Annotated in this window: 18 protein-coding genes; 13 read left to right on the top strand and 5 right to left on the bottom strand. The window is 52.9% G+C overall.

From position 1 onward, the window contains the following. Window positions 1-76: 76 nt before the first annotated feature. From BMZ14_RS08815 to BMZ14_RS08825, 3 genes are all read right to left on the bottom strand, one after another. Window positions 77-1,723, bottom strand: a complete 1,647-nt coding sequence (locus BMZ14_RS08815) for a M48 family metalloprotease (RefSeq protein WP_256208520.1) — start codon at window positions 1,721-1,723, stop codon at window positions 77-79. A gap of 239 nt (window positions 1,724-1,962) precedes the next feature. After that, window positions 1,963-2,301 carry a P-II family nitrogen regulator gene (locus BMZ14_RS08820; RefSeq protein WP_074796828.1) on the bottom strand — a complete coding sequence of 113 codons (339 nt, stop codon included), beginning with the start codon at window positions 2,299-2,301 and terminating at the stop codon, window positions 1,963-1,965. 116 nt (window positions 2,302-2,417) lie between these two features. Beyond that, on the bottom strand, window positions 2,418-4,034 hold the full coding sequence (locus BMZ14_RS08825) for an NAD+ synthase (RefSeq protein WP_074796830.1): 1,617 nt from the start codon (window positions 4,032-4,034) through the stop codon (window positions 2,418-2,420). 124 nt (window positions 4,035-4,158) lie between these two features. Here BMZ14_RS08825 and BMZ14_RS08830 point away from each other — a divergent pair, with 124 nt between their 5' ends. Beyond that, a complete protein-coding gene (locus BMZ14_RS08830) occupies window positions 4,159-5,319 on the top strand; it encodes a GNAT family N-acetyltransferase (RefSeq protein WP_074797057.1) in 1,161 nt (386 codons plus the stop codon). A 118-nt stretch (window positions 5,320-5,437) separates the two neighbouring features. Beyond that, entirely contained in the window at window positions 5,438-5,977 is a 540-nt protein-coding gene (locus tag BMZ14_RS08835; protein WP_074796832.1) for an NUDIX hydrolase, read from the top strand. A gap of 75 nt (window positions 5,978-6,052) precedes the next feature. Here the strand turns inward: BMZ14_RS08835 and BMZ14_RS08840 are convergent, their stop codons facing one another. Together BMZ14_RS08840 and tsaE are read right to left on the bottom strand one after the other, a co-directional pair. After that, window positions 6,053-7,306, bottom strand: coding sequence for an N-acetylmuramoyl-L-alanine amidase (locus BMZ14_RS08840; RefSeq protein ID WP_074796834.1), 1,254 nt, complete (start codon window positions 7,304-7,306; stop codon window positions 6,053-6,055). Between the two features lie 62 nt (window positions 7,307-7,368). Continuing rightward, a complete protein-coding gene (gene tsaE, locus BMZ14_RS08845) occupies window positions 7,369-7,848 on the bottom strand; it encodes a tRNA (adenosine(37)-N6)-threonylcarbamoyltransferase complex ATPase subunit type 1 TsaE (protein ID WP_074797058.1) in 480 nt (159 codons plus the stop codon). 54 nt (window positions 7,849-7,902) lie between these two features. Here tsaE and queG point away from each other — a divergent pair, with 54 nt between their 5' ends. The 11 genes from queG (at window position 7,903) to BMZ14_RS08900 (ending at window position 21,896) form a co-directional block, all read left to right on the top strand. Continuing rightward, the gene (gene queG, locus BMZ14_RS08850) at window positions 7,903-9,033 is read left to right on the top strand and encodes a tRNA epoxyqueuosine(34) reductase QueG (RefSeq protein WP_074796836.1); all 1,131 of its coding nucleotides are present in this window, start codon (window positions 7,903-7,905) and stop codon (window positions 9,031-9,033) included. A gap of 458 nt (window positions 9,034-9,491) precedes the next feature. Then, window positions 9,492-10,109 carry an XrtA/PEP-CTERM system exopolysaccharide export protein gene (locus BMZ14_RS08855; protein WP_074797059.1) on the top strand — a complete coding sequence of 206 codons (618 nt, stop codon included), beginning with the start codon at window positions 9,492-9,494 and terminating at the stop codon, window positions 10,107-10,109. 343 nt (window positions 10,110-10,452) lie between these two features. Further along, entirely contained in the window at window positions 10,453-11,796 is a 1,344-nt protein-coding gene (locus BMZ14_RS08860) for an XrtA system polysaccharide chain length determinant (protein WP_256208522.1), read from the top strand. Window positions 11,797-12,289: 493 nt separating this feature from the next. Beyond that, complete coding sequence (locus tag BMZ14_RS08865) at window positions 12,290-13,183, top strand: XrtA-associated tyrosine autokinase (RefSeq protein WP_074796838.1); 894 nt, start codon at window positions 12,290-12,292, stop codon at window positions 13,181-13,183. Beyond that, window positions 13,170-14,741 carry a TIGR03016 family PEP-CTERM system-associated outer membrane protein gene (locus tag BMZ14_RS08870; RefSeq protein ID WP_074796840.1) on the top strand — a complete coding sequence of 524 codons (1,572 nt, stop codon included), beginning with the start codon at window positions 13,170-13,172 and terminating at the stop codon, window positions 14,739-14,741. Before BMZ14_RS08865 ends, BMZ14_RS08870 begins: the two co-directional genes overlap by 14 nt. Window positions 14,742-14,753: 12 nt before the next feature. Beyond that, window positions 14,754-15,761, top strand: coding sequence for an XrtA/PEP-CTERM system-associated ATPase (locus BMZ14_RS08875; protein ID WP_074796842.1), 1,008 nt, complete (start codon window positions 14,754-14,756; stop codon window positions 15,759-15,761). 148 nt (window positions 15,762-15,909) lie between these two features. After that, window positions 15,910-16,758, top strand: a complete 849-nt coding sequence (locus BMZ14_RS08880; protein WP_074796844.1) for an XrtA system polysaccharide deacetylase — start codon at window positions 15,910-15,912, stop codon at window positions 16,756-16,758. Beyond that, a complete protein-coding gene (locus BMZ14_RS08885; RefSeq protein WP_074796846.1) occupies window positions 16,755-17,840 on the top strand; it encodes a FemAB family XrtA/PEP-CTERM system-associated protein in 1,086 nt (361 codons plus the stop codon). The genes BMZ14_RS08880 and BMZ14_RS08885 overlap by 4 nt, the downstream gene beginning before the upstream one ends. 4 nt (window positions 17,841-17,844) lie before the next feature. Next, on the top strand, window positions 17,845-19,050 hold the full coding sequence (locus BMZ14_RS08890; RefSeq protein WP_074796848.1) for a TIGR03087 family PEP-CTERM/XrtA system glycosyltransferase: 1,206 nt from the start codon (window positions 17,845-17,847) through the stop codon (window positions 19,048-19,050). A gap of 70 nt (window positions 19,051-19,120) precedes the next feature. Further along, the gene (xrtA, locus tag BMZ14_RS08895) at window positions 19,121-20,707 is read left to right on the top strand and encodes an exosortase A (protein ID WP_256208524.1); all 1,587 of its coding nucleotides are present in this window, start codon (window positions 19,121-19,123) and stop codon (window positions 20,705-20,707) included. After that, on the top strand, window positions 20,691-21,896 hold the full coding sequence (locus BMZ14_RS08900) for a TIGR03088 family PEP-CTERM/XrtA system glycosyltransferase (protein ID WP_074796852.1): 1,206 nt from the start codon (window positions 20,691-20,693) through the stop codon (window positions 21,894-21,896). The genes xrtA and BMZ14_RS08900 overlap by 17 nt, the downstream gene beginning before the upstream one ends. The last annotated feature ends 13 nt before the right edge of the window (window positions 21,897-21,909 follow it).

A 21,909-nucleotide genomic window follows, 5' to 3' on the forward strand; every position in this document is an offset into this window, starting at 1 on the left:
GGCCGGAGGACACTCCAGCTGAGCAATGGCAGGATCGATTGTCGTCCATCGCCGAAACAAGGTGGCTTGCCGGAGCTTATTTCGCATCGGCCTGGCTGGCGGCGAGCTCGCGCAATTCCTTGAGGCGTGCTTCTGCACTCGACATCTGGTAAAAATCGCCATCGCCGCTTTCCAGCGCGATCTGCAACTGTTCAATGGCGGCGGGGAATTCTCCCTGCCGTGTGTAAACTTCCGCTTGCGCGCGATGCTGCGACGTGAGGTTGCCAAGCGCTTCGTGTGTTTCGGCCTGTAATTTGTAGAGACGCACGTCATTCGGGTTGAACTGCAATTGCCGGGTTATGAACTCGAGCGCACTGCCTGCATTGCCACCGCGCAGGAGTGCCTTGGCATAGTCGTATGCCAAGGCCCGGTGCTGAGGGAATATTTCCAGCGCGGTTTCATAGATGGCCAGCGCTTCGCTGGTTTGTCCGGCTGCGAGTTTTACTCGAGCAGCCAGGGTCTCGATCATTGCATTGAGCGGCGTTGCTACGCTTTTAACCTGGATGGAGGTACCCAGGCTGTGATTTTCCAGCATTTCATCCATTGGGTCAGACTGCAAGGCATCATACAGACGTCCCAACTCCTTATCCGCGCGCAGATAGTCCCCGCCTCGCAGCAAGGCATGGACGAGGCCGTAACGTTCCACGGCCTCATTGGTGTATCGCTTCTCGGACAGAATCGAGTCGAAATACCTTATCGCATCGACAGGCTTTTCGACAGACGCACGCAGCTTGGCGCGCACGAGCTGGAAATCCAGACTGTCGGGAATCTGCCGGTAAGGCATATTGTGAGTGCGGTTCTCGATATCCGCGATACGCTCATATGTGATTGGATGCGTGCGCAGATAAGACGGAGCACCATTCTCGTGGAACCGCGAGGCTTTTTGCAGATGCTCGAAAAATGCAGGCATCCCGCGCGGATCAAGCCCTGCGCCGACCAATATGTTCAGGCCAATACGATCAGCCTCTTTTTCATGGTCACGGGTAAAGTCCAGTTGCGATTGAATCTGGCGTGCTTGCGAGGCGACCAGAATGGCCTGCCCTGCCTGGGAATTGGAACGTGAAGCCAGAATCGCCAATGCCATCGACGCTAGCGAGGTAATGATGTTGTATTTTTGCGCGGAAATCATGCGCGCGAGATGTTTCTGGGTAACATGCGCGATTTCATGCGCCATTACGCCGGCCAGTTCGGACTCGGTTTGCGCCGCAAGAATAAGCCCGGTGTTGAAGCCCATGAAGCCGCCGGGCAAGGCAAACGCATTAATGGTCGGATCTTGCAGCGCAAAAAATTCGAACTCCTGGTCGGAGTGGGCCTCGTTCGAGCTGAGGATCAGCCTTGTGCCGAGGTTGCCGAGATAGCCGGCGATTTCCGCGTCATCCAGATAGCTCGGGTCGGCGCGGATTTGCGTCATGATCTTGAGGCCGAGGTCTCGTTCCTGCTTTAGTGAAATAGTTGCCTGCGATACGTCACCAAGTTCGGGTAGCTCGCTGGCAAAAACGTCCGGCGTCAACAATTTCAGGTAACTTTTGCCAGCGCGGATACTCGACATGATTTCCAGGCCGAGCTCCTGTTCCTGCCGGTGCAAGATTGTGGTTGGTGATGCATCGGGTTTGAATAGTCCATCGGCAAAAACATTTTGTGTAAATATCATTGCCAATATAGCCGCTACATAGCGCGTTTTCATGTCGATAAGATAGTTCTCTCAGGGCGAAGTTCCTTCGCCGAGCAGGGCGGATATTCGGAGGTGCTGAGGTGGGGAGAGATAAGGGGGAGTATGCTTTTCGGCGGCGACCGTGCGGCGCAGGGAAAGGACCGGTGGGGTGAACATATAAAAAAAGCGGGCTGTTTTTTCCGGCTGAAACTGTCTGGAACAAAGCTTTTTATTTGCTCGGGTATAACTTTTCCCTGTCGCAGGCAAACACCCTAGATCGCCGCCTCATCCGTCTCCCCCGTGCGTATTCTCACTATCTGCTCGACGCAGGTGACGAAAATCTTGCCATCACCGATCTTGCCCGTCCGCGCAGTATTGATAATTGTCTCGATAACGCTGTCCAGAAGTTTTTCAGCCACCACTATCTCGATCTTAATTTTCGGCAAATAATCCACTACATATTCGGCGCCGCGGTAGAGCTCAGTGTGACCTTTTTGCCTTCCAAAACCTTTTACTTCTGTAACTGTCAACCCGCTTATGCCGATCTCATTAAGGGCTTCGCACACTTCGTCGAGCTTGAAAGGCTTGATGATAGCCTCGATTTTTTTCATGAAATTCCTTGATCGGGTTGTGTTTTTGTAAAACCGGAACGGATTTTATTTTGTTTATAAATAAAAGATATCAGAAAAACCTCGCGCGATTCGTGCCAGGTGAACTTGGCGGTTCATTAAAACTCGTCCAGATACCGTGCTGTGATAGGGTAGCGCCAGTCTTTACCGAAGCCTCGTTGAGTGATGCGAGGGCCAATGGGCGACTGGCGGCGCTTGTGTTCACTCAGGCGGACAAGATGCACCACGCGTCGCACGTCGGCTTCGGCGTAGTCCATGCTGAGAATTTCGCTGAGCGACAAATCATGCTCCATATACGCTTCGATGATGCTATCGAGTACTTCGTACGGTGGCAGGCTATCCTGATCGGTCTGGTCCGGCCGGAGTTCAGCTGAGGGCGCACGGTTGATCACGCGCTCGGGGATAATACTTCCCAGAGTGTTGCGGTGGTGGCAAAGCTGATACACCATGGTTTTTTTTATATCTTTCAATACCGCGAAGCCGCCCGCCATGTCGCCGTACAGGGTGCAGTACCCCACCGCCATTTCGGACTTGTTGCCGGTGGTGAGCACGATGGAACCATACCTGTTCGATAACGCCATCAGCAGATTGCCGCGTATGCGTGCCTGCAAATTTTCTTCCGTGACGTCGGCCCGGCCGTGCTGGGGCAGGGCCAGGAGCTCATGGGCCAGCGTTTGCCGATATTCTTCAAATACCGTATCTATGGGAATTTCGCAGTAATGCACCCCCATTGCCCGCGCCATGGCGCGCGCGTCCGACAGGCTGATATCTGCGGTAAATCGAGATGGCATCATTACTGCCCTCACTTTATCGGCGCCCAACGCATCCACGGCGATTGCCAGCGTGAGTGCCGAGTCTACTCCGCCGGAGAGACCGAGCAGGACGCCCGGTATGCCATTTTTACCCACATAATCCTTGACGCCAAGGCACAGTGCGCTATAGATCGACGCTTCCAGAGGTCGGGACGTGGGCATTTTCCCGCGTATGGGGATGCCGTTCTGAAGTTCGATGAGGCCGAGGGTTTCCTTGAACTCATCAAATTGGTGGGTCAATTCACCTTTGTGGTTCATGGCAAAGGAAGCGCCGTCGAATACCAGCTCATCCTGTGCACCAGTCATATTGGCGTAAACGAAGGAAAGCCCCGTTTCATTGATACGCTCGCGTATAACCTCATAACGCAAAGCTTGCTTGCGCATATGGTAGGGGGAAGCATTCAGTACCAGGATTATGTCTGCTCCCGCCTCCTTGGCGCAAGCCGCCGTTCTTTTTTGCCAGATATCGGCGCAAATATTGATGGAGAACTTTATCCCTTCCAGATCGAATACGCAGGGATGGGCGCCGGGCGCAAAATAACGGCGCTCATCGAATACAAAATCGTTGGGGAGCTCATTCTTGAAATATGTTGCGATTATTTTACCGTCGCGTATCAGTGAGGCGGCATTATGCAGTTTATTATCCGCGAGATGAGGATGGCCTATGAGCAAAGCCACGCCATTTATTCTTGCTGCAAGGTTCGCCATCGCTTTTCCGCACGCTTCGCGGAATCCCTCGCGCAATAACAGGTCTTCCGGCGGATAGCCGGACAGCGCCAACTCGGGCGTAATAACCAGCTTTGCACCCGATTGTTTCGCCCGATTGGCGTAATCGAGGATCTTCCTGGCGTTGCCGCCAAGGTCGCCGACTGTACAATTGATTTGGGCGATGGCGAGCTTCATGGTGAGGGAGGGATGGGATTCCGACTCTTTAGGTGGTAATCGGGCAATAGGGCAAGTAATAACCGGTCGAATAATACCAGAACGAACCGTCTTGCGCGGATGGCGCGCAGGCGCGACAATCCTCATGATGTCCAAGTTCACGATACATATAGCCGATTCTCTTCAGGATATCCCTGTCGCCGCATGGAACACGCTGGCGGGAGATGATCCATTTCTCCGGCATGAGTTCTTCTCCGCTCTGCATGAATCCGGATGCGTCTCCAGGGAAACCGGATGGTCACCGCAATTCATTACGTTGTGGGAACGAAGTATCTTGCGTGGCGGTATGCCGCTATATCAAAAAAGCCACTCGTATGGGGAGTATGTTTTTGATTGGGCCTGGGCAAACGCCTATCAACGCTATGGCCATGCCTATTATCCCAAACTGTTGAGCGCGATACCTTTCAGCCCGGTAACGGGACGGCGGCTAATGGCAGAGACTGTGGCGCACCGCGCCTTGCTCATCTCCGCTGCAATGAAGATCGGGCAGGAGAGCAATCGCGGCGCAACCGTCTCATCGTTTCATTGTCTTTTTCCACAGGAGCATGAAGCACGGGAAATGGAAGCGGCGGGGATGACCCTGCGCCAGGGGATTCAGTTTCACTGGAAAAACCGGGAGGAAGGGAAGTACGAGAATTTCGAAGACTTTCTGGGAGGGATGAGCCATGGCAAGCGCAAGAAAATCCGGCAGGAGCGGCGAAAGGTCCATGCTTCAGGTATCCGTTTCCAGTGGCTGTCCGGGCACGACATCAGCAACGCGTGCTGGCGTTTTTTTGTCGACTGTTACAACAAGACTTATGACGATCACCGCTCCATGCCATACCTCAATCTGGAATTCTTTGTGCAACTTGGCAAGAGCATGCCGGAGAATATACTGCTGATTCTGGCTTTGCGGGGAGACGAACCAATTGCGGCGGCACTTAACCTGCATAACTCGCACACCCTTTACGGACGCTACTGGGGTACGAAAGAATTCATTCCGGGGCTACATTTCGAGACTTGCTACTATCAGGCGATTGATTACTGTATCGCGCATGGCATCGAATTATTCGAGGGGGGCGCACAGGGTGAACACAAGCTCGCGCGCGGTTTTCTCCCTGTCCGCACCTGGTCTGCTCACTGGCTTGCCCATCCCGAATTTGCTGCCGCCATCGGTGATTATCTGGGAAGGGAAGCGCAGGACATTGATCATTATTTGAACGAACTGAACGACAGCTCACCTTTCAGGAAAGAGGTGGGTAAATGATCTTGCCTTTTCCAGGGCCTTGATCAGGGCATTTGGGCGGGGTTGCGCTCTTGCGCGCTGGTCTGAAAAACGCGAGAGCTTGCAGCGTTCGCCTGCATATAACGATTAGAGCATTTTCATGAAATATTGCAGTAATTGCGGTACGGCTGTTGAACTGCGCATCCCTGAAGGCGATACGCTGCCCCGTTACGTATGTTCCGCCTGCAATGTTATTCATTATCAGAACCCGAAGATCGTGGTTGGCTGCATACCTGAATGGGAAGACAGGATATTGCTATGCCGCCGAGCCATAGAGCCTCGCCTTGGCTTGTGGACCATGCCGTCTGGTTTCATGGAAAATGCCGAGACCCTGGTTCAGGGCGCGGAGCGCGAAACACTGGAAGAAGCCAACGCCCGGGTGGAGATGGGCGACCTTTATTCCATTTATAATGTGCCCCATATAAATCAGGTCCACGTGTTGTTTCGCGCCCGTCTGCTGGATATGGACTTCAAGCCCGGGATTGAAAGCCTGGATGTCAAACTTTTCCATGAGGCCGAAATTCCCTGGGACGCGCTTGCTTTCCGCGTTATTCGCGAGCCCCTGAAACGTTACTTTGAGGAGCGGCGGCAAGGGAAGTTGAGCTTTCACATGGGTACGATAGAAGAGGTTCGCGAGTAATCCCCTTGAAAGCATTTCTGGACAGGAAGGGCAGAATTTATTGCAGACAGGACAGAGACAGACAGGGAAAGGGCCTTACTCCATCAACACCATCTTCGAGCGCGCCAGCGGAGGGTTATCGGCGAAATAGCGTTTGATGCCGGCCAGTATGGCTTCCGCGAGTTTTTCCTGGTAGGCCGCATTTTTCAATTTCCTTTCTTCATCCGGATTACTGATAAAAGCGGTTTCCACTAATATGGAGGGAATATCCGGCGACTTGAGAACCGCGAAGCCTGCCTGTTCCACTTCAGTTTTGTGCAGATGGTTGACGTCCCCGATCTTCGCCAGCACTTCTCTGCCAAGCTTGAGGCTATCGTTAATCGTTGCGGTTTGGGACAAGTCAAGCAAGGTCTGCTTGAGATAGGGGTCCTTGATATCGAGATTGACTCCGCCGATCAAGTCCGCCTCGTTTTCTTTTTTTGCCAGCCAGCGGGCGGCAGCGGAAGTTGCGCCGCGTTCCGAGAGTGCGAACACGGAGGAACCCCGGGCATGGGGCTTGATAAACGCATCTGCATGCACCGATACCAGCAGGTCGGCGTTCAACTGCCGTGCTTTTACCAGGCGCATCGGCAGCGAAATGAAGTAGTCTCCCTCCCTTGTCAGGGCTGCACGCATATTGGGTTCTTTGTCTATCTTGGCTTTGAGTCTTTTGGCGATCTCCAGCGTGATGTTTTTTTCATGCGTGCCGTTGCGGCTTATCGCGCCAGGATCTTCACCGCCGTGTCCCGGGTCAATTGCCACGGTTATCAGGCGTATCATCTCCGGTTTGTTTTTTTTGGGGCTCTCAATGCTTCGGCCAGACTTGGCTTTGACATTTACATTGGTACTATTCCCGATATCGAGCTCCGGTTGCAGCGCGGTCGCTGTATTCTCATTCAGGAACGCCATGAGCGGATCGGGTGGGATAACAGGATAAACATCCAGCACCAGTCGGTGTCCGTAGTTGCCTACGGGCTTGAGGACAAATACCTGCGGCGCCACCTCGGTTTTAAGGTCCAGTACCAGCCGTAATACCCCGGGCTTGAAACGGCCGATACGCACCGTACTGATATAGGGATCGGCAGCGCCGATTTTTTCGGGCAGCCTTTCGAGTTCCGGCGTTAGCACGACTTTTTCCAGGTCGATCGCGACACGATCCGGGTTTTTTACAATGCTGACTGAATACTGTATGGGTGAAGCGGATTCCAGCGTGAGGCGCGTATACTCCTGCGCGGGCCATACGCGGGTAGCGCTGACCTTGATGTCTGCCCAAGCCGAATGGGAGAGCAAGGGCAACAGGAGCCCCACCATCGACAACCAGATAATGAAGATTGATGGGACACTAACGTTACGGCAACCACCCGTTGTCGCATTCAAGTATCTAGGCGGCCGCTGTCTTTCAGGGCCTGCCAATGTTTCAAACACAGTCTTCCGGCCTCCGTGCCTGCCTGAATTTCAATATTGCGGCCAGCTTCGGCGATGTGGAGAACAAACCCTAAATCAGCCGTGGGCAATAAGCCGCCCGCTTTTTCCGGCCATTCCACCAGGCAGATCGAGTCTGGGTTGAAATATTCCCGGAAGCCCGCTTCTTCCCATTCAACTGGGTCCTTGAAACGATAAAAATCAAAGTGATAGAAGTATAACCTAGAAATTTTATAAAGTTCAACCAAATTATATGTGGGACTTCTTACTTTCCCTTGATGTCCCAGGGCGCGCAGGATGCCTCTCGCCAGCGTGGTTTTGCCCGACCCCAGATCGCCGCTCAGGAAAATGACAAGGCCGGGGTGCAATATTTGCGCCACCTCGGCGCCAAGCGCCAGCGTTGCCGCTTCATCTGCAAGTGTGCGCACGATAGGCTTAGGGCAATTAAGGTGATGGACCGCGCTCGAGCCGGTATTATGTGAACTATGCAAGAAAAAACCTCTAAAGATCCGCTACCAGCGCCTCCGGCACAAACTCTCGATTTTACTCAGCTCACCCGGGCGATCAAGGCCTGGGCTGAGGAACTCGGCTTTCAGGATATTTGTATTGCGGATGCCGGCTCCGACATGGCCAAGGCCGAATCCGGGCTGAGCGAGTGGCTGCGCCACGGTTTCCATGGTGAGATGGATTATATGGCAAAGCATGGTACGCGGCGTACTCGTCCGGCGGAGCTCGTTCCCGGCACGCTCCGTGTGATCTCCGCGCGCATGAACTATATGCCCGCGGAGGCGAGAGATAGCTGGCAAGTGATCCGGGACGGTGAAAAGGCGTTCATTTCGCGTTATGCGCTCGGGCGCGATTACCACAAGGTGCTGCGCGGACGCTTGCAAAGACTTGCGGATAAAATCACCGCCGCGACAGGACAGTTCAATTACCGTGTGTTCTCCGACAGCGCGCCGGTGATGGAAGTTGAATGGGCGCAGAGGTCGGGTCTTGGCTGGCGCGGCAAACATACCCTGCTGCTTTCACGCGAAGGGGGATCAATGTTTTTTCTTGGCGAACTGTTTACCGATTTGCCATTACCGATTGATAACCCCGTGGGGGACTATTGCGGAAGCTGCACCAAATGCCTGGACATATGTCCTACTCAGGCGATCATCGCACCGTATCGCCTGGATGCGCGGCGCTGCATTTCGTATCTCACCATCGAACATAAGGGCAGTATTCCCGAAACACTGCGTCCCTTGATCGGTAACCGGGTGTATGGCTGCGATGACTGCCAGCTGGTCTGCCCATGGAATAAATTTGCGGCAGTGACAGGTGAAGGCGATTTCTCTGTGCGGAATGGATTGGACGACACATCCCTGGTTGAGCTATTCAGTTGGAGCAGGGAAGAGTTCGAGGCCAGGCTCGCTGGCAGCCCGATCCGTCGCATAGGCCACGAGCAATGGTTGCGTAACCTGGCGGTTGGGCTGGGCAACGCGCCATTCTCCGCAGGCGTGATCTCTGCGCTGCAAGCGCGCCGGGACGACCCCTCTTCCCTGGTTCGCGAGCATGTGCAGTGGGCACTGCATCAGCATGATAGCCGCGCGGCCAGAGTTCTTGAGTCTCCTTGAGTTTCCTTGAGCCCCTGGATTCCGGGTGCAATATGTAGAGCAATAAAAAGCTCGACTGTGTACGGCATTTAACAGACGATGAGCGAAAGGTGTACTAAGGTCCAATTCGCAGCACTTGCTTAAGTCGGTAAGATTCAAATTGTGGTTTCGGGAAGTCGGCTGCGAATGAAATTTTCGCCGATCAGAGACGATTTGCCTATACGATATTGTTGATGGAAACGATGTGTGCGACACGGGAAAACGGCGTCATGAATTGCACTCGCTGATGAGCCGTAAGATGCTATTATGCGGCCCTTAAAGATGCTGTCTGCTCGCCTTGTCCGATAAAACTTGCGCTTGAATCAGTGCTGTCTTGACAGACATATTGACTTGTAGCATCTTATTTTTCAGTGAAAGCCAATGTTCCTGCGCGGCCCAGCGCATCTTAAATAAACAAAAAAGGAAATTCAGTGAAGGCTCTGCATATCGGCATCATAAAGCGGCTGGCTTTTTTTGCTATCGTGTTTCCCGTTTTTTCCCTCGGTGGTTGCAAAACGTTTCCGCCGCTTTCTCCAGACGAGCAGTATCTTGCACACGATTATCTGATAGGTCCGGGCGATAACGTGGATATCATCGTCTGGCGCAACCCTGAGGTTTCCATGGCGGTACCGGTTCGGCCGGATGGCAAAATTACAACTCCTCTGGTGGAGGATCTGCCGGCCAGCGGGAAAACTTCGACACAGCTGGCCCGGGATATTGAGGTTGCGTTATCCAAGTACATCCAGCAACCGGTTGTCACCGTTGTCGTGACAGAATTCGTAGGGCCGTACACCGAGCAAATCCGGGTCATAGGTGAAGCTGCCAAGCCCCAGGCGCTACCCTACCGCGAAGAGATGACGCTGATGGATGTATTGATCGAGGTTGGAGGCATGACGGAATTTGCCGCAGGCAACAAGGCCAGAATCGTTCGCAACATAAATGGAAAACAGCAGCAGTTCAGCGTCCGGCTGGACGACTTGATAAGAGATGGCGATATAACGGCTAACATGCCGGTCCGTCAGGGAGATGTTCTTGTCATTCCGGAAAGCTTTTTCTGATTTTCAACCCTGCTTGTACCGGTCAGGCAACCGTTACAGAGTGAGAGGTCTTTCCGACAAGGTTTGTTCCATGGAGATTAATTGCGGGGAAAGGATCTTCCGAACAGCTATTCCTCTTCCGCCGCTCGCTACAGACAATAATTATTCCTGTTCACCGCAACCTTGCGCTGGCGATCCAGTTTTATTGATAAACCGGATTGGTTTCATGATCAGGAGGAAGCAGTACAAAGATAATGACGAGAACAAAGGTAATGGGATCCGCTGGCGGAGTCACACAAAGACGATGAGAAATCATTTTACTGCCGCAAAAATGGCATCAATATCTATACGGATCGTTTGATAAATGGAGGAACTTACTACCCAGCTGCTCGTTTATCTGAAAGGGGTATGGAAATATCGCTGGATTGCAGTTATCGCCGCCTGGACCGTCGCCATAACGGGGTGGCTTATTGTTTACAAATTGCCAGATGATTACCAGGCCTCCGCCAGAATCTACGTCGATACTCAAAATGTGTTGAAGCCCCTGATGGCAGGAATGACTGTATCTCCTGATCTGCAACAGCAGGTTTCCATCATGAGCCGGACCCTTATCAGCCGTCCAAATGTCGAGAGGGTAGTCCGCATGGTGGATCTGGATATCAAGGCGAAGGATGTAAAGGACCATGAAAGGCTCATCAAGGATCTGATGGATAAAATCAAGCTCGGGGCGGCAGGGCGCGACAATCTTTTTACGATTCACTATAACAGCCAGAACCCAAAACTTGCCAAGGATGTCGTTCAATCCCTGTTAACCATTTTTGTCGAAGGGGGTCTCGGGGACAAGAAACAAGACTCCTCGTCGGCAATTCGTTTTATCGATGAGCAGATTCAGAGTTACGAGGAAAAACTGATTGCCGGGGAAAACAACCTCAAGGCATTCAAGCAAAAAAATATCGGAATAATGCCGCAGCAGGGCAGTGATTATTACTCACAGCTATCTCAGGCTATGGAAGATCTCAACAAGACGAGGCTGGCGTTACGTGAGGCGGAACAGGCGCGGGATGCGATCAAAAGGCAGATCACCGGTGATGAACCCGTTCTTCTGGTGGACCAGGGCGACCCTGTGTCATCCATTGTCAACGTGGAGCTTGATTCTCGAATCGGCGGGTTGGAAAAGAATCTGGATATGCTCAGGCTGAACTTTACGGAACTGCACCCCGATATCGTTGCAACAAAGCGGCTGATTGCTCAGCTTGAGGAGCGCAAGCTGGAGGAATCAAAGCTGACCAGGTACAGCGCTGACCCAGGGAAAAATTATAGCCCCATGCTGCAGCAACTCAATGTAGCGTTGGCAGAAGCCGAAGCTGACGTGGCTTCGATGATGGCGCGAGTGGAAGAGTATACTGCCCGTTACGATCGGTTGAAATCCTTGAGCAATGCAGTGCCCCAGGTTGAAGCGGAACTTACTCAGCTTAACCGCGACTATCAGGTGAACAAGGCGAATTATGAGAAGCTTCTTGAGCGCCGCGAATCAGCCAAGATATCGGGAGAGCTTGGTTTGCAAACCGATTTGATGTCGTTCAGAATTATTGACCCGCCCACGGTTTCGGAAAGACCGGTGGGACCGGACCGTGCCAAGTTTTTCTCAATTATCTTCCTTGGCGCGTTATTGGCCGGGATTGGGCAGCGTTTGTCGTCAGCCAGATAAGGCCCACGTTCCACAGTCAAATCAGTTTGCGCGAAGTTTCCGGCAAGCCGATATTGGGTTCAATACCCATGATCTGGACCGATCAGCAAAAAGTAAAGCGCAGGAAGCGGCTTTACGCATTCGGTTTTTCGCTGCTGTCCTTGCTGGGTTTATATGGCGTGCTAATGATAAAAATGGTCTAACTGGTTCTGGAAACTTACCCCGGCCTCGCTTGTTATTTGCGTGAAACTTTTCGGATGCAGCAGGAGGCTTAGATGCGAAGTTTCGCCTTTTTCCCCGGATCTCGTGTCTGCGCGTGTTTATGGCAATATAGCTTTGCCATGAAAACAGTTTCCCGCACTGGTGTTACTCCCGGAGAACAACAGGTATTTCGCATCTTTTTTATCGAACCTCTGCAATCCTTCTCAACCTTGATGCCAAACATCTTTCTCGCAGTGAAGCCCATAAAACCGCAAACTCTGGCAGTCCCGAATCCAATCACATTGGAGAAAGCGTGAGCATTATTGAAAAAGCCGCAGATAAACTCGAAAAGGAAGTGAAGCCCCACGTCCAGCAGGCACCCGCTGCCCCCGTTGATCCTGCCCCGGCACACGGCGAAAATGGCGTGCCCCGGGATGAGCCCGGCCCGGATTTTCAGTCAAGCCCTGCATTGACATCAAAACGCATTACGCTTGACCAGGCAAAAATGCGGCAGTATGGGATCGTCACCCCAGCGCAAGGAAGAACGCAAATAGCCGAGCAATTCCGCGTTATCAAGCGGCCGTTGCTCACCAATGCGTTTAACAAGGGTCCGGGCATGATCAAGAATGGCAACCTGATCATGGTTACCAGCGCGCTCGCAGGAGAAGGAAAAAGCTTCTGCACGGTTAATCTCGCCATGAGCATCGCAATGGAGATGGACCGTACTGTATTGCTGGTGGATGCTGATGTGGCCCGTCCTTCGGTACCGAAAATTCTGGGTCTTGGCACAGAAAGAGGTTTGCTGGATATTCTCCTCGATGACAAGCTCGAGCTGGCGGATGTCCTGATTAAAACCGATGTAGAGAAGCTTACTCTCCTCACGGCGGGGAGACGGCATACGCATTCGACCGAGTTGCTGGCAAGCCAGAGCATGGGCGAGCTATTGAAGGAACTTGCGGAACGCTACGCCGATCGCGTCGTTATTTTTGATTCCCCACCGCTGTTGCTGACGAGTGAAGCGCGTGTTCTGGCGAGCCAGATGGGGCAGATCGTGCTGGTAGTGGAGGCGGAAAGGACATCCCAACAGGCCGTCAAGGAAACGCTCCGGCAGATCGAATCCTGCGATGTGGTGAATTTGATCTATAACAAGGCCGGATCATTTTCCGGCGGAGAATATTACGGTTACTACTATCATGAAAGTGCCTGAACATAAGCGCCGTCACAGCGCTTTGTTCCAGGCTGCTTGCGCCCTGGGCACCGTTGCGTTGCTGTTATCGTCTTACTCGAATGCAGCTGAATGGAAGGTTCTTCCGCGCCTGCGTGTGCTCGAAACTTATTCCGACAATTTGAGAATGACACGAAATGACAACGGATCGGGTGACCTCATTACACAGATCAATCCCGGCTTGTCGGTGAGCAGCGTAGCGCGCCGCTTCAGTCTCGATGCGGACTACACGATGAACAATCTCATCTACGCTGAAGCAAGCAATTTCAACAGAATCAGGCATCAACTGAACGCTACTGCTACTACCGAATTGATTGAAGATCTTTTTTTTGTGGACGGGAGAGCCAGAATAAGGCAGCAAAATGTTTCCTTGCTCGGGCCGCAATCTTTCGACAACGTCAACGTCACGGGTAACCGGGCTGATGTAAGAACCTTTAGTGTCAGTCCATATCTGCGTCATCGTTTCCAGAACTTTGCATCCGCAGAATTGCGCTATACCCGTAGCCTGGTCACTTCAAATGCGAATTCGCTTTTCAACAGCAGCGGGGACAGCTTCAGCGGCGGACTGAATAGCGGGACTGCCTTCCAGACGCTCAGCTGGGGCGTGAACTATAGCAATCAAATGGTTCACTTTGATCGTAATGATCGAACAGTCGAAATGGAGCGCACTATAGCTAATCTTGGATACCGGATCACGCCCCAGTTCGGCCTGACGGCAAGTGGAGGATATGAACGAAATAGTTTCATTTCGATCAGGGGAAACCCGTCGAGTCCCACCTGGACAGTTGGTTTTTTTTGGAATCCAAGTGAAAGAACGAGCATTGTGGCAAATGCCGGTCAAAGATTTTTTGGTGATACCTATTTTGTCCTGGCCAATCATCGCACACGCATGACAGTATGGGATGTGAGTTATAGCGAAGATATCACGACCTTCAACCAGCAGGCACAAGCTGGCGCACCGATCAACCTGGCCGGTTCATTAGGCCAGTTGCTGGGTGCCCAGAATCCCACTTTTAGTCCCGGACTCATCCAGGAAAACAGTGGCGCCCTTCTCGGTCTCGGTGCTTCGGGTGCTTTTTTTGATCCCAACAATTTTTTTACCAACCGGCTTTTTTTGCAGAAGCGTTTTCAGGCATCGGTTGCGATGAACGGCACAAGAAATACGCTCGTATTCAGAGTATTCAATATGACGCGCAAAGCATTCTCGCCGGAATCGGTCGATGTCGGCATTGTCGGGGCGGAGAATCTGGCGCTTCTTAACCACACGAGGCAGAGCGGCGCCAATGCAATGTGGAGCTACAGGCTCTCGAATCTTACCCGGGCGAACGTCAATTTCGGATATTCACGATTCAGTTTTCTTGGCCACGACCGGGAGGATGATTTCATGTTGTCAAGCATTAGCCTGACAAGGCAGTTCCCCCAAATCCTGCGCAATCTGAATGGCATGATCATGGTGCGGCATAACGAACGGGATTCCAATCGGCCGGGGGGGAATTATCGAGAGAATGCCGCTCTCGCTTCGCTGAGCATAAGCTTCTGATGGATTAGCCGAATGTACCGATCATACTACGGCTTCAACGCCAAGCCGTTTCAATTGAAACCGGACCCGCATTTCTTCTTTGGCAGCACGGGCCATAAACGTGCGATGGCCTATCTCGAATACGGGCTGTCACAGGGCGAAGGTTTTATCGTCATTACCGGAGAAGTTGGCGCCGGTAAAACTACACTGATGCGCAATCTTTTCCGGAAGCTGGAATCCGAGAAGATCGTTGCCGCCCAAATCGTCAATACTAACCTGGACTCTGACGATACATTGAAGATGGTGGCGGCAGCGTTCGGGTTGGCCGTGCCCCATGGAAACGCAGGGAAGGCTTCCCTGCTGATCGGACTCGAACAGTTTTTTCGCCAATGTGATCAGCAAGGAAAGCGCGCGCTTCTGGTGGTGGATGAGGCACAGAATCTCTCTTCGCGCACCATAGAAGAGTTGAGAATGCTCTCCAATTTTCAAACGGATGATAAGCCACTGTTACAGACCTTCCTGCTGGGGCAACCCGAGTTCCGGAAAACCATGCTCAGCAGCGAGATGCAGCAGTTGCGGCAAAGAGTGACCGCAACCTATCACCTCGGGCCCATGGATTTGGTGGAAACGCGAGCTTATATCGAGCACAGGTTAAAGACCGCGGGCTGGAACGGCGATCCGTCTTTTGACGATGACGCCTTTGCGGAAATACATATTTATACGGATGGCATTCCCCGTAGGATCAACGCATTGTGCGACCGCCTCTTGCTCATGGGCTACCTGGAGCAATTGCACAACTTCGGCAGCTCCGCGGTCACCGACGTCATTCGCGATATTCAGCATGAGTTCGATATGTCCGTTGCCACGGGAGACATTCCGTTCGAAGATGAAACCGCTGCTGATCGGGATAGGGCCGAATCCCTCCTGCGGTTGGAGGAGATGGCCGGCAGGGTGGCGAATCTTGAGGATTCGGTTGTCTCTTTAATGATACTGGTCAAGCGTATACTCTCGCTGGCTGATGTGAGCAAGAGGCTTCGGTAGGAAAAGACCAAATGTGCATCTTCACGCAAGTTATGCCATTCACCGGTTACATTCAGGGTTGGCGGATGGCAGGAATCGCAGGCACCGCTTCGCATGGAGAAATGAGTGCAGAGTTACTTGTTTCGCCTGGGCGATGCGAGATGTTCAAATGAATCCGTTACCGATCCGCAACGCCATGACGGTCGATGTCGAGGATTATTTTCAAGTTTCTGCTTTTGCGCCTCATATTTCACGGGAATCCTGGACATCCATATCCTGCCGGGTGGAATTCAATATAGACCGGATCCTTGCCTTGCTCGATGAGGAAGGCGCCCAGGCGACCTTTTTCACTCTGGGATGGATCGCCGACCGTTACCCGGCAATGGTCAAACGAATTGTCGCAAGCGGCCACGAGCTCGCAAGTCATGGATGGGCTCACCAGCGCGTCTCGGATCAAGAGCCCCATGAATTCCGCGATGATATAACCCGAAGCAAAATGCTACTGGAGGATATCGGCGGTCAGCAGGTGATCGGGTATCGGGCGCCCAGCTTTTCCATAGGCCGCCATAATCAGTGGGCCCTGGATCTGCTTCAAGAGGCCGGCTACCGCTACAGTTCCAGCATTTATCCAATTCAGCACGACCATTACGGTATACCCGATGCACCGCGCTTCGCCTATTATCCGCGCGATAGTGATCTGCTTGAAGTGCCGATCACTACGATGCGGGTGTTCAAGCGGAATATTCCGGCTGGAGGCGGCGGCTATTTCCGGCTATGGCCTTATCCTGTTTCGCGATGGTTTCTGCAGAGATTGAACCGGCTTGAAAAACGTTCCGCCATCTTTTATTTCCATCCCTGGGAGATCGACCATCAGCAGCCACGCCAGAAGGGTATCAGCATGAAAACGCGCTTTCGTCATTACCATAATCTTCATCGCATGGAAGATCGGGTGAGGGCGCTTACCCGCGATTTCAAGTGGGATCGCGTGGATCGGATATTTCTGGAACGGCATGCATGAGCTCTGCTATTGATGTGCTCCTGGAGGAGCACAAGGATTCCTCTCTTGTTGCGGAGAAACCGTCTGTTCACCTGCTACAGGCACAGGACGCGAAACGATGGGATGAATTCGTATTGGCTTGCCCGGAAGCCACCTTCTTTCACCGGGCCGGCTGGCAAACGGTTATAGAACGCGCCTTTGCGCATAAAACCTGGTTCCTCTTTGCCGAATTACGGGGACACATTCAAGGCGTATTGCCGCTGGCAGAGATCAACAGCCGCGTTTTTGGCCATTCCCTGAGTTCCCTGCCGTTTTGTGTCTATGGGGGCATTGCCGCTATCTCAGAACCTGCCCGGGAAGCGCTGGATGCGGCTGCTCAAGAGCTGGCGTCGCGGCTGGGGGTGGATTATCTGGAATACCGGAACGTAAAAACGCTGCACCTCGACTGGCCCGGGAAGGATCTGTATGTGACCTTCCGCAAGGAAATATTGCCGGAAATTGAGCAGAACATGCAGGCGATTCCGCGGAAGCAGCGGGCAATGGTACGCAAGGGCATCAAGGGTGGACTGGAAAGTACCGTAGATACGGGCATCGAGCGCTTTTTCTCAGCCTATTCGGCAAGCGTGCATCGCCTTGGAACGCCGGTTTTCTCGAAAAGGTATTTCCGCCTCCTTGAAGAAGTGTTTACTGATGATTGCGAGCTCATGATTATCACGAAGGAAGGACGTATCATAAGCGGTGTCATGAGCTTTTATTTTCGTGATGAAGTTTTGCCTTATTACGGGGGCGGGACCAGCGACGCTCGGGATGTGGCGGGAAACGATTTCATGTATTGGGAACTGATGCGGCGCGCTTGTGAAAGAGGCTATAAAACCTTTGATTTTGGACGCAGCAAACGTAACTCCGGCTCTTTCGATTTCAAGAAGAATTGGGGATTCGAGCCACAACCCCTCCATTACGAATATCAGCTTCACCGGGCCGAAGCCGTACCTGACAATAATCCCCTTAATCCTAAATATCAGCTCTTCATCAAGGCATGGCGAAAACTTCCCCTTTCGCTGGCGAATCTTGTCGGCCCTCATATCGTAAGAAATCTTGGTTAGTTAAATGCGGGAACTTCTCTATCTTGTCCACCGCATTCCCTACCCTCCGAACAAGGGCGACAAAATAAGGTCTTACCATCTCCTGAAACACCTGAGCCAGCGTTATCACGTTCATCTGGGTACCTTTATTGATGACGAGAACGACCGGAAATATCTTGAGAAAGTCAAAAGTCTTTGCAAGGAAACCTGTTTCGTCAGTCTCCACCCAACGATAGCCCGCATGCGCAGCCTCTCCGGTCTATTTACCGGGCAGCCTCTCACCTTGCCCTACTACCATGATAAACGTTTGCAGGCATGGGTAAACAATGTGCTCGAAACCCGGCCTCTCAAAAATATTCTGATCTTCTCATCGGCCATGGCGCAATATGTCAGTCATGCGGGTCACATTAATCGGGTAATGGATTTCGTGGACATCGACTCGGATAAATGGATGCAATATGCGGCGACCAAGACGTGGCCGATGAGCTGGGTCTATCGGCGCGAGTCAAGATTGCTGCTCGACTACGAAAGGCGGGTCGTTAAGGATTTTGACAGCGCGACTTTTGTTTCCGAGACAGAAGCCGATCTATTCAGGCGGCTCGTGCCGGACGCTGCAACAAAAGTAACCTATTTCAATAACGGCGTGGACGCTGATTATTTTTCGCCGCAGAATAGTTACGCTAATCCCTACCCGGCCGGTACAAACACGCTGATCTTCGTGGGAGCCATGGATTATTGGGCCAACATCGATGCTGTAGTATGGTTTTCGCGCAGCGTCTTTCCGGCCATTCGCGCCCAGTCGCCCGGGCTTGAGTTTTATATTGTCGGCGCCCGTCCAACCGCAGCGGTGCTGGCCTTGTCGAGCCTCCCTGGTGTCACCGTAACCGGTTCGGTGCCGGACGTCCGGCCCTATCTGACTTACGCAGCCCTGGCTGTGGCGCCGCTCCGCATCGCCCGCGGAATACAGAATAAGGTGTTGGAAGCCATGGCAATGGAAAAGATCGTCATCGCTTCTCCCCAGGCGATGGAGGGAATAAACGCCTTCCCCGGTCAGGAACTGGTGGTGGCTAACGACGCAGGCGATTTTATTCGCCGCATCATAACGCTGCTTCAGGACGTACCACACCATGCAATCGGCCATGCTGCGCGGGCGCGGGTCCTGGATGATTACAGCTGGAATAAAAGCCTTGGGCAAATCGACGTGCTCCTGTTACAGCCAGAGGCAAGTTGATCAACCAGGATTGATAAAACGTGCAAAACAGATTTTCAGCTGCCGGAAATAACAGGGTATGAATGCGCAAATGCCGCAAAAAATTGTGGATGATGCGCCGGTAGCGATAGACCAGCAAAAGGTGAAGATGGTCACGCTGCTCACACTCGCGACCGTCGCGGTAATCCTGATCGCCTACCATGAAACCACCTGGTCCATGGTTTCGATCTGGAACCGGTCCGAAACATTTGCCCATGGTTTTCTAATTTTTCCGTTCAGTGCCTACCTTATATGGGTACGACGCAAGCATCTCGGCAAGCTTTCTTCTCAGCCAAACTTCCTGGCTCTGCTGGCGCTTGGTGGCCTGGGTTTTTGCTGGTTGCTGGCGACCCTTTCCAGTGTTCAGGTATTTGCACAATTTTTCCTGATTGCAATGATTCCTGCCACGGTCTGGGCGATTTGGGGGAACCGGATGGTGCGGGCGCTTGCCTTTCCGTTGACTTATCTCCTGCTTGCGGTACCTTTTGGTGACGGGTTGATCCTGCCCCTGATAGACTTTACCGCTGATTTTACCGTAACGGCACTTCAGTGGACCGGCATTCCTGTTTATCGCGAAGGTAATTTCTTTTCCATTCCGAGCGGAAATTGGTCTGTAGTGGAAGCATGCAGCGGCCTGCGCTACCTGATCGCATCTTTCACACTGGGTACGCTTTACGCCTACCTGACATATCGGAGTTTGAGTCGCCGCGCGGGGTTTATTGCAATGTCGGTGATTGTGCCCATCATTGCCAATGGTGTTCGGGCCTACCTGATTGTTATGACCGGGCACCTGAGCGACATGCAGATGGCTGTTGGCATCGATCATCTGATCTATGGCTGGATATTCTTTGGCTTCGTGATGTTGTTGTTATTCTGGATAGGCTCCTTCTGGCGCGAGGATGACGAGGAGTTCGATAGCAGTAGCACCGGTGTTGCAGCCGGGTTGCAGCCTGAAGCTGAGTTCAATTCGGACAAGGCGCCATTGAAGAGCACGGTTTCCGCCGCTGGCGCCGTCCTTGCTGTTGCCTTCATTTGGCCTGTATACGCCAGTTACCTGGAGCGCGAGTATTCCGGTGCCACGGACCCGGCATCGGGGATCGAAGTCCCCCGCCGACGTGGAGAATGGGAGCCCGGCGCGAGCCTTGTCTCTGACTGGAAGCCTGAATATACAGGTGCCACTGCCCAGTTGCTGCAAAATTACCGGAACGGAAAAGGATCGGTGGATCTTCACATCAATTATTACCGCAATCAGCAGCAGGGAGCGGAGTTGATCAGCTCGCAAAACGTGCTGGTTGCGGAAACGGGGTCCCGCTGGCATAGCATCAAGCAGGAAGCACGCAGCGTCTCCCTTGGGCCACGGCAAGAGACAATAAACGAGAACCAGCTGCATTCCTCCTCTGCAAAGCTGCTTGTATGGCGGTGGTACTGGCTCGGCGACGAGAGCACCGCCAGTCCATACGTGGCGAAGTTCATTTTGGCCAGGAACAAGCTCCTGCGCAGGAAAGATGACGGCGCAGAGATCCTTATCGTTGCCCATTACGAGGAGGCACCAGACGAAGCTGTTCCGGTACTTCAAAGCTTTGCTGGCGATATGACAACGGCTATAACGGACGTCCTTCGGAATGCAGGCGAGCGCTAGCAATCAGCCAGTTGGGACAAAGCCCGTGGAAAGCGCGGTGCAGCCACCCCTTATTGTTCATGTAATTCATCATCTCGGTGTTGGCGGTCTTGAAAACGGACTTGTAAACCTGATCAACCATATTCCACCCCAGCGTTACCGGCACGCCATCGTGTGTCTGAAAGGATACTCGGATTTCAGGCAACGCATCATCAGGGACAATGTAGAAATTGTGGCATTGCACAAGCGCGAGGGGCAGGATTTCAATGTTTATCCTAATCTCTTCAAGACTTTGAGGCGACTGAAACCGGATATCGTGCATACCCGCAATCTGGGGACCATGGAGGGGCAGTTAATTGCTGTTCTCGCGGGAGCACGGGCACGAGTGCATGGGGAACACGGCAGGGACGTATTTGATCTGTACGGAAAAAATCGCAAATATAATCTGCTGCGAAAAGCAATCCGGCCTTTTGTGCATCACTTCATTGCTGTCAGCAAGGATCTCGAAGGGTGGCTCGTCAATACGGTGGGGGCTACGCCGGAACGCATCAACCAGATCTACAATGGCGTCGACAGCGTGCGCTTTCATCCGGGGGACGGTGAACGCGTTAGGGTGGCGGAGTTTGGAGAACCGCCGGAAGGGTTTTTTACGGAAAACACTTTCGTCATTGGCAGTGTCGGTAGAATGACGGAAGTAAAAAATTTTCCCGGCCTGATCCGCGCTTTTCTGCTGCTGCTGAAAGAAGTGCCATTCGCTCGGGAACGATTTCGGCTTCTGGTCATTGGTGAAGGGAATTCCCGGCAGGTATGCCGGGACATGCTGCGCGAGGCCGGAGCAGAGGCGCTTGCCTGGTTTCCAGGCGAACGGGCGGACATTCCTGAACTGATGCGCGCGATGAACCTGTTTGTACTCCCCTCGTTGGGCGAGGGCATTTCGAACACGATCCTCGAAGCCATGTCCACCGCCTTACCGGTAATAGCCACGAGGGTCGGCGGAAATGTGGAACTTGTGAAGGCGGGGCATACGGGGACGCTGGTTCCGCCAGACGAGCCCGTCGCGATGGCGGGAGCGATATTGGAATATTATCGAAATCCGGATCTGATTGCCGGTCACGGCAGAGCGGCACGGGAGCAAATCGAGGCAAATTTCAGCCTGGACGCGATGACCCGGAACTATCTGCGAGTCTATGACAAGGCTTTATGCCTGTAGTGCGCTGAACAAA

This window comes from Nitrosospira briensis (assembly GCF_900115125.1).
Lineage (GTDB): Bacteria > Pseudomonadota > Gammaproteobacteria > Burkholderiales > Nitrosomonadaceae > Nitrosospira > Nitrosospira briensis_A.

Excerpts from the sequence above, each read along its gene's own strand:
- BMZ14_RS08815 (WP_256208520.1), bottom strand. The coding sequence starts at position 1,723 with ATGAAAACGCGCTATGTAGCGGCTATATTGGCAATGATATTTACACAA.
- BMZ14_RS08820 (WP_074796828.1), bottom strand. The coding sequence starts at position 2,301 with ATGAAAAAAATCGAGGCTATCATCAAGCCTTTCAAGCTCGACGAAGTG.
- BMZ14_RS08825 (WP_074796830.1), bottom strand. The coding sequence starts at position 4,034 with ATGAAGCTCGCCATCGCCCAAATCAATTGTACAGTCGGCGACCTTGGC.
- BMZ14_RS08830 (WP_074797057.1), top strand. The coding sequence starts at position 4,159 with ATGATGTCCAAGTTCACGATACATATAGCCGATTCTCTTCAGGATATC.
- BMZ14_RS08835 (WP_074796832.1), top strand. The coding sequence starts at position 5,438 with ATGAAATATTGCAGTAATTGCGGTACGGCTGTTGAACTGCGCATCCCT.
- BMZ14_RS08840 (WP_074796834.1), bottom strand. The coding sequence starts at position 7,306 with ATGGTGGGGCTCCTGTTGCCCTTGCTCTCCCATTCGGCTTGGGCAGAC.
- queG (WP_074796836.1), top strand. The coding sequence starts at position 7,903 with ATGCAAGAAAAAACCTCTAAAGATCCGCTACCAGCGCCTCCGGCACAA.
- BMZ14_RS08860 (WP_256208522.1), top strand. The coding sequence starts at position 10,453 with ATGGAGGAACTTACTACCCAGCTGCTCGTTTATCTGAAAGGGGTATGG.
- BMZ14_RS08870 (WP_074796840.1), top strand. The coding sequence starts at position 13,170 with ATGAAAGTGCCTGAACATAAGCGCCGTCACAGCGCTTTGTTCCAGGCT.
- BMZ14_RS08875 (WP_074796842.1), top strand. The coding sequence starts at position 14,754 with ATGTACCGATCATACTACGGCTTCAACGCCAAGCCGTTTCAATTGAAA.
- BMZ14_RS08880 (WP_074796844.1), top strand. The coding sequence starts at position 15,910 with ATGAATCCGTTACCGATCCGCAACGCCATGACGGTCGATGTCGAGGAT.
- BMZ14_RS08885 (WP_074796846.1), top strand. The coding sequence starts at position 16,755 with ATGAGCTCTGCTATTGATGTGCTCCTGGAGGAGCACAAGGATTCCTCT.
- BMZ14_RS08890 (WP_074796848.1), top strand. The coding sequence starts at position 17,845 with ATGCGGGAACTTCTCTATCTTGTCCACCGCATTCCCTACCCTCCGAAC.
- xrtA (WP_256208524.1), top strand. The coding sequence starts at position 19,121 with ATGCCGCAAAAAATTGTGGATGATGCGCCGGTAGCGATAGACCAGCAA.
- BMZ14_RS08900 (WP_074796852.1), top strand. The coding sequence starts at position 20,691 with ATGCAGGCGAGCGCTAGCAATCAGCCAGTTGGGACAAAGCCCGTGGAA.